Annotated in this window: 4 protein-coding genes; 1 reads left to right on the forward strand and 3 read right to left on the reverse strand. The window is 62.2% G+C overall.

Going from position 1 to position 6,779, the window contains the following annotated elements:
* Positions 1-2: 2 nt before the first annotated feature.
* Entirely contained in the window at positions 3-1,907 is a 1,905-nt protein-coding gene (locus H6X51_RS09735) for a sigma-54-dependent Fis family transcriptional regulator (RefSeq protein ID WP_235991294.1), read from the reverse strand.
* A 430-nt stretch (positions 1,908-2,337) separates the two neighbouring features.
* Between H6X51_RS09735 and H6X51_RS09740 the strand changes: the two genes are divergently transcribed.
* Complete coding sequence (locus H6X51_RS09740) at positions 2,338-4,029, forward strand: AMP-binding protein (protein WP_185267343.1); 1,692 nt, start codon at positions 2,338-2,340, stop codon at positions 4,027-4,029.
* A 40-nt stretch (positions 4,030-4,069) separates the two neighbouring features.
* On the opposite strand, the gene H6X51_RS09745 is transcribed toward H6X51_RS09740, so the two are convergent.
* Together H6X51_RS09745 and H6X51_RS09750 are read right to left on the reverse strand one after the other, a co-directional pair.
* A complete protein-coding gene (locus H6X51_RS09745) occupies positions 4,070-5,089 on the reverse strand; it encodes an AraC family transcriptional regulator (protein ID WP_185267344.1) in 1,020 nt (339 codons plus the stop codon).
* A 137-nt stretch (positions 5,090-5,226) separates the two neighbouring features.
* Complete coding sequence (locus H6X51_RS09750; protein ID WP_185267345.1) at positions 5,227-6,489, reverse strand: OprD family porin; 1,263 nt, start codon at positions 6,487-6,489, stop codon at positions 5,227-5,229.
* Positions 6,490-6,779 lie beyond the last annotated feature (290 nt).

Consider the following 6,779-nt stretch of genomic DNA (forward strand, 5'->3'; position numbering starts at 1 on the left):
CATCAGCCGGCCTGCTTCAGCTTTCGATACAGGGTCGCGCGGCTGATGCCGAGCATGCGCGCCGCGGCGGACACATTGCCATCGTGCTCGGCCAATGCCTGGCGGATGAGCTCCTGCTCCCTGACCCTGATATTGGTGTCCGGCGCAGACGCTTCTTCGGCGATCAGTTCTTCCATCGTCGTGGCCGGCAGATGATCCAGCCCCAGTTCCCGGTCTTCCGGAAGCCGCATGGCCAACAGGGTGCGCAGGACCATTTCCAGCTGGCGGATATTACCCGGCCAGTGATAGCCCTCGAAAAGCTGCAGCACCTCCTCGGCCAGCATCACTTCCCCACCGCCCAGGCGGCGCAACAGGGAATGACACAGCTCGCGCAGGTCCCTGCGTTCGCGCAGCGGCGGCAGATGCACGGACATGCCATTGATTCGGTAGAAAAGGTCCTCGCGAAAGTCTCCTTCGGCCACCAGGGCCTTGACCGGGCGATGGGTGGCGCAGATCAGGTTGATATCCAGATCCTGTTCGATACCCGCACCCAGGGGAGCCACCTTGCGCTCCTGCAGTACCCGCAACAGCCGCGCCTGCAAGGCCAGCGGCATATCCCCCACTTCATCAAGAAACAGGGTGCCGCCATGGGCCTGTTGCAGCCGGCCAGTCATGCCACCGCGCCGCGCCCCGGTAAAGGCCCCGTCCCGATAACCGAACAGCTCGGACTCGATCAGCCCCTCGGGGATGGCCGCGCAGTTGACGGCGATGAAGGGCTTGTCCGCCCTTTGGCTGCTCTGGTGCAGCGCGCGGGCGACCCACTCCTTGCCCGAGCCGGTTTCACCGAGCAACAGGATGGGCAGGTCGTGCCGCAGGCCACGTACTGCCATGTTCAACTCCCGCAGATAGCGCGGGTTGCTGCTGCCAGCCAGGGTTTCCAGACTGGGGGTGGTATTGCCTTTGCGTACCCCCGGTTGATGCACCGGCACCGACAGGGGTTCGGGCCTATGCAGGGTCTTGTAGAAGAAATCGCCACGCGGCGTCCGCAGGCTGCCGCTGATACCCCGGCGCAACTGTCCGAAGCGTTCCTGCCACCCTCGGATCAGGCCTTCCCCGGGTTGACCGACCAATTGCTTGCGATCCATGGCGAAGAACTCGCAGGCGCGTTCATTGGCTGCCAGTATCCTGCCCTCCTGATCCAGCGCCAGCAGGCCCTGCCAGGCGGTATCCAGGTATTGCTGACGCGGATGAAAAGCCACCACATACTGATGCCCATAGGAGCTGATGAACAGGCGGCTCTCGATCTGACTGGCGGTCATGTCCAGCAACAGCAGACTGTCCTGGGCCTGCAACGTCGGGCCTTGACGAGTCAGGTCGAGTACACCTTCGATGATGCCCTGCGGGTTGCGAATAGGCACGGCCGCACAGGAGAAGATGCTGAGGCGGTCGAGGAAATGTTCGCCATAGCCGATCATGGTCGGTCGGCCCTCGACCAGCGCGGTGCCCAGGGCATTGGTACCCCGCTGCGCCTCGCTCCAACACACCCCGGGATTCAGATCACGCAGCTCGCGCCACTTGCTGCTGCCGCCCTCAATCGCCAACACCGTAGCCTGGGCATTCACCAGGATGAGCAGGCTGTCATTGCCGTGATGGCCGAGCCTGTCGGTCAGATGCTGCAAGGCGGGCTCGGCACAGTCCAGCAACATTCTGTTGCTTTCATACAGATCCTCGGCGCCGAGCGCGACCTGGTCAGACCCGGCCGGATCGGTATCCGGCTGCAGCCCATAATCCATGCTGCGCTGCCAGGATGCGCGGATCGGTTCGCGCAGGATGAACTCACCGGAACACCAACCCCGATCGGCAAGCGACATTTCCCGAGCACGGAAAATATCGATCAATCCAGGGTTGAGTCTTGTATTCATATGCATGGCTACCCCTCCGGAGTCTGGTTGCAGACCCTCTTATTATCGGCGGATACGGACTTCAGCATGCCCGACCGCCTCGTGTTATGCAGCAATAATTGAGCCAGCAGTGCCGAGGGCAGCCATCTACGCCATGAAGACTGCTCTACCCGATGACCGCTGCGCTTCCGGCACCACCGGGATGACGACCCACTGTTTCATATTAAGACAAAGTCTCAAGAGACTGGACCGCTTTGCGACAGTTCTCCACCCGGCAGGGCTTTTCCGGTCAACGCCCGACCTCAACTCATTGATATAAAAAAGATTTTGTAGTGTGGCATGGGGCTTGCTCGTTTTCTGGCAGATAAAAAGAACAATTCAGGAGCGTATCAATGCCCAACATATATGCCACGCTTCATGGCATCACCCATTGCCCGAGTGTCAGTGAGGTCCTGCGATGAGTCTGCCCGAGAACCCATCCTTTGCCGCCGCACTGGATTTCCTGCTCGCCAACCGCGACAACTACACCGCCGCCTGCCAGGGCTTCAAATGGCCCAAGCCAACCCAGTTCAACTGGGCACTGGATCATTTCGATACAATCGCCAGGGACAACCAGCACCCGGCGGTGTGGCTGGTCGGTGCCGGGCAGGAACAGCAGCTGACCTTCGCCGAACTGGCACGCCGCTCGAACCAGACCGCCAACTTCCTGAGGGAGCGGGGTATTCGGCGGGGTGACCGGGTCCTGGTGATGCTGCCCAACCATATCGCCCTGTGGGAAATCATGCTGGGTTGCATGAAACTGGGAGCAGTGACCATTCCTTGCGCCACTCTGCTGGCGGATGATGATCTGGCCGACCGCATAGAGCGCGGCCGCGTGCGCCATATCGTGACCATGGGCGACAATGCCCAGCGCTTCGCCGCCTACCCGCAGATTCACACCCGTATCGCGGTGGATGGTCACCCCCAGGGCTGGACAGGCTTCGCGGACAGCCACCAGGCCAGCGAAGACTTCGTGCCCGATGGCATTACCGCCGCCGATGATCCTCTGCTGCTGTACTTCACCTCTGGCACCACATCCAAGCCCAAGCTGGTCGTACACAGCCATGCCAGTTATCCCATTGGCCATCTTTCCACGCTCTACTGGCTGGGGTTGAAGGCCGGGGATATCCACTACAACATCAGTTCACCCGGCTGGGCCAAGCACGCCTGGAGCTGTTTCTTCGCTCCGCTGACCGTCGGGGCGACCGTCTACAGCTACCAGTATGAGCGCTTCGATGCCAGGACCGTACTGGACGAGATGGTACGCTGCAGGGTCACCTCGCTCTGTGCCCCACCCACCGTATGGCGCATGCTGGTGCAGGAGGATCTGGCCAGCTACCCGGTGGCCCTGCGTGAACTGGTCGGTGCCGGCGAACCGCTCAACCCCGAGATAATAGAGCGCGTCCGCCACGCCTGGGGGCTGAACATCCGTGACGGTTATGGCCAGACGGAGACCACGGCGCAGATCGGCAACAGCCCGGGGCAGCCCCTGCGCAGCGGCTCCATGGGTCGGCCATTACCGGGATACCAGATCGTGCTGCTCGACGCCGATGGCCAGGAGGCCGACGAGGGGGAAATCGCCCTGGTCCTCGACCCGGCCCCCGCCAGCCTGACCAGTGGCTACGAAGGTGATCCCGACCGCACCAGCGAAGCGCTGGGCGGCAGATACTACCGTACCGGTGATGTCGCCGTCCGGGACGCCGCCGGGTACTTCACCTATATCGGCCGCAGCGATGACGTCTTCAAGTCCTCGGGCTATCGCATAAGCCCCTTCGAACTGGAAAGCGTGCTGATCGAACACGACGCCGTTGCCGAGGCGGCGGTCATTCCCAGCCCCGATCCGGTACGCTCCTGTGTTCCCAAGGCATTCGTCATCCTGCGCCAGGGCCATACCCCGAGCCCGGAGCTGGCCCGCCACATCATCGAGTTCGCTCGTCAGCAACTGGCGCCCTACAAACGCGTACGGCGAATCGAGTTCAGCGACCTGCCGAAAACCATTTCGGGCAAGATCCGCCGGGTGGAACTGCGGGCACAGGAACTGGCTCGCACTCCCGGTTCCCGTGGCGACCTGGAGTTCTGGGAGGAGGATTTCAGCGATGATTCCGCCTGATGAAGCCGGCCTGGCACATCACCTGGGCACGCCAGGCAGTTCAATCATCCCCCAGAATCAGCTGGCGATAATGGCCGGGGTTGGTGTCGGTCCACTTGCGGAAGGCCTTGTAGAACGAGCTGACATCGGCAAAGCCGAGCTGCTCGGCGATATCGGCATAGCTGATTGTCGGGTCGGCCAGCCAGCGGGTTGCCTGCTCTTCGCGCAGGCTGTCCTTGATCGCCTGGTACTGGGCCCCTTCGGCGGCCAGCCGGCGGCGCAAGGTCGACGGCGACATGCACAGCGATTGCGCCAGGGCATCGCTGGTTGGCCAGTCGATCGCTGGCAGCGCGCGCAGGGCGTTCTTGACCTGGCTGGCCAGGCTGTTGGCATCCCGGTAGCGGACCAGGATATTGGCCGGTGCATGATCGAGGAAACAGCGCAACTCGGCCGCGCTGCGGCGGACCGGCAGGTCCAGCGCTTCGGCGGCGAAGATGACGCGGGTAGAGGCCTGGCCGAAACGCAGGTTATCGGAAAACATCACCTGGTAGTCGGCTATGTAGCCCGGCTCAGGGCAGCGCAGCTCGACTGCCAGCAGGGGAATGCGCCGGCCCGCCAGCCAGCAGGCCAGCCCGTGCACAATCATCCAGTAGGTGAAATAGGCGAAAGGCCGCTGCGGTGGGCGCTTGTGTTCCTGCAGGACAATTTCCGCCAGACTGCGACTGCGCGCCAGACGCCCCTGGAAGTTGCCGAGCATCAGCCCGAGGAAGTTGAGAGTATGGATCAGCGCCTGTTCCACCGTCGGCTGGTTGATACCGCTGCGACAGAGAAAGTTGAAACTGCCGAGCCGCAGCGGGCGCGGGTCCATGGCGAAGAACTCATCGTCATAGGTAGCGGCCAGGCGCAGCCAGACCGCACTGTACAGCTCGACCGGCACCCGCTGGCCCGGCTCATCCAGCGGCACGCCGGGAAACCCGAGGCTGTCCAGCAGGGCTCCGACGTCCAGCCCGGGACGGGTGAAGCCCAGCAAGGCTTCCTTCAGAAGGCAAGCTGAAATAGTGTCTTTGTGCATTATCGCCATAGCGGCCCCCTGCTCTGCTGCGCTGCAAAACCGCGGGATTTCGACTGGTCGGACCAATCAATCGAGCGCGGAGTGTAACGCAGGGTGCAGGTCACCGCTATTAGCCATCCGGCTATGCCGACCGTATACGCCTTCAATCAGAAATTGAAGGTATAGCGCACGATCAGCCGGTTCTCGTTGGCGCTATCGGCGTAGGTCGAACGGTTGGTGGAGTTGCGCCATTGCAGGGCCAGGTCCTTGAGCGGTCCGCTCTGGACCTGGTAGGCGATATCCGTGACTCGCTCCCATTCCTTGCCCTCACGGCCCTGCGCGCGCAACTCGGCGGCCTGGGCGGTGTTCAGCAGCGTCGGATCGACCTGGTCACCCTTCACATACCGGGTCACCAGGCTGAGACCATCCAGCCCCACGGCGGCAAAGTCGAAATCATAACGCAGGAACCAGACCCGCTCCTTCGGCGCGGTGAAGGTACTGACCAGCGATTCACCGAACAGATAGGTGTCAGCACCATTGACGAAGGCAAAGGGGGTATCGCCCCAGGCCTTCTGGTAACCGCCACCCAGGGTATGACCCGCCACACGGTAGGCCAACCAGCTGCTCAGGGTACGGTTATCCACTTCACCCAGCCTTTCAGAGCCGCTGTCACTGGCGTCGAAGTAGCGGATATCCGCGATCAGACTACCGGCGCCAAGCGGTTGATCGAGCTTCAGGCCAAGAAAGTGGGAACGGTACAGGTCATCCAGCTCGGCCAGGTGATAGCTGAGCGCCAGGCCCGGGCGCACCTGGTAATCCAGCGCCAGATAGTCGTAATGGTCGGCGCGAACCGGTGCATAGCCGAAGGCCGTCAGCGATTCGAAATCCGTGGAATTGCGCTGCTTGACCGCGTTCACCCGCAGCAAAGTGATGCTCAACGGCTCCAGGTCGTTGGACACCAGCATGCCACCACGGAAGATCTGCGGCAGCAGCCGACTGTTGTTGCTCCACAGCATCGGCAAGGTCGGATGCAGACCACCGATCCGCAACTCGCTCTGCCCGGCGCGCGCCTTGGCGGTCAGCGTCAGCTTGCTGTATTCATCCGCCACGTTGCGCTCGGAATCATGCGCAAGAATGCCCGAGCCGGTGCGGTCGGGGCTGGAATCCAGCTTGACCCCGAGGGTACCGAGCGCGTCGACACCGAAGCCGATGCGGCCTTCGGTGAACCCCGACTGCAGGTTGAGTATGAAGCCCTGGCCCCACTCGTCCCGCTTGGACTGGGCGGCACCCTCGTTGCGGAAGTCCCGGTTGTAGTAGAAGTTGCGCAGCTCGAGGCTGGCCTTGGCATCACCGAGGAAGTCTGCCAGTGCAACGGGCGCTGTTGCTGTCACAGCGCAGGCCAGCAGCAGCTTGATTGTGTTCTTGAACATGTTACCGATACCATTTTTGTTGTTTGTATGGGCCAGGCGTGTGCCGCTTGGGTTGTCCCGTGCCTACCGGAACCCGGCGTAGCGCAGGGGCGCTACACCCCCAGGTAGCAGGCGCCGGGTTGTCGTATATGGTCTCCTCCCTCATTGCAAGGCTTTCAACATTCACTGACAAGAGCAGGCTGTCTGTCGTATATCCGGCCTCTGTATGCAGTTCTTGACTGCGGGCCCCGATGAGATCTGCAAGTGTATCGTCCTGATCGAGCGCACAGCCTCGGAAGGCTTCGACAACC

Source organism: Halopseudomonas xiamenensis (genome assembly GCF_014219065.1).
GTDB lineage: Bacteria > Pseudomonadota > Gammaproteobacteria > Pseudomonadales > Pseudomonadaceae > Halopseudomonas > Halopseudomonas xiamenensis.

Coding starts and splice junctions, on each gene's coding strand:
- H6X51_RS09740 (WP_185267343.1), top strand. CDS start 2,338: ATGAGTCTGCCCGAGAACCCATCCTTTGCCGCCGCACTGGATTTCCTG.
- H6X51_RS09735 (WP_235991294.1), bottom strand. CDS start 1,907: ATGCATATGAATACAAGACTCAACCCTGGATTGATCGATATTTTCCGT.
- H6X51_RS09750 (WP_185267345.1), bottom strand. CDS start 6,489: ATGTTCAAGAACACAATCAAGCTGCTGCTGGCCTGCGCTGTGACAGCA.
- H6X51_RS09745 (WP_185267344.1), bottom strand. CDS start 5,089: ATGGCGATAATGCACAAAGACACTATTTCAGCTTGCCTTCTGAAGGAA.